1 protein-coding gene is annotated in these 633 nt (G+C 70.0%); it reads right to left on the bottom strand.

Translation table 11 applies throughout. The features are described from left to right. Window positions 1-633: DNA-directed RNA polymerase subunit beta' (locus KDM41_18425; GenBank protein ID MCB1185401.1), on the bottom strand; the 633-nt coding region annotated here is incomplete at both ends.

Raw genomic sequence — 633 nt, 5'->3', positions numbered from 1 at the left:
CACCGGCACCCACGACCTTCGCGGCGAGCGCGTCGGTGATGGCCGCGTCGGCCTCCACGATGACCTCGCCCGTCTCCGGGTCGGCAATCGCGGCGGCGGTCCAGCGGCCGGCCAGGCGTTCCTCGAAGTCCGCGAGGAGGGTCTCGCCGGGGCGGTTCCGCACCCAGATGCCCGGGATCGGGCCGTCCTCGGGGGCACACGACTCCAGCTGCACGATCACGTCCTGGGCGACGTCGATCATGCGGCGGGTGAGGTCACCCGAGTCAGCGGTACGGAGCGCCGTGTCGGCCAGACCCTTGCGGGCGCCGTGCGTCGAGATGAAGTACTCGAGGACGGTGAGGCCGTCACGGAACGACGAGCGGATCGGGAGCTCGATGATCCGACCGGACGGGTCGGACATCAGGCCACGCATACCGCCCATCTGGCGGATCTGCGTGATGTTTCCCTTCGCACCCGAGTGGGACATCATCGCGAGCGCGCCGCGGCGCGGGAGCGCCGTGTTCAGCGCCGCCTGGACCTTGTCCGTGGTCTCCTGCCAGATCGCGAGCGCCTGCTGATAGCGCTCGTCCTCCGTGAGCAGGCCCATCTCGAACTGCTCTTCCATCTCGTCGATGCGCGCCTCGGCGCTCGCGA

This window comes from bacterium (genome assembly GCA_020440705.1).
Lineage (GTDB): Bacteria > Krumholzibacteriota > Krumholzibacteriia > LZORAL124-64-63 > LZORAL124-64-63 > JAGRNP01.
This window is presented reverse-complemented; position numbering and strand designations above follow the sequence as displayed.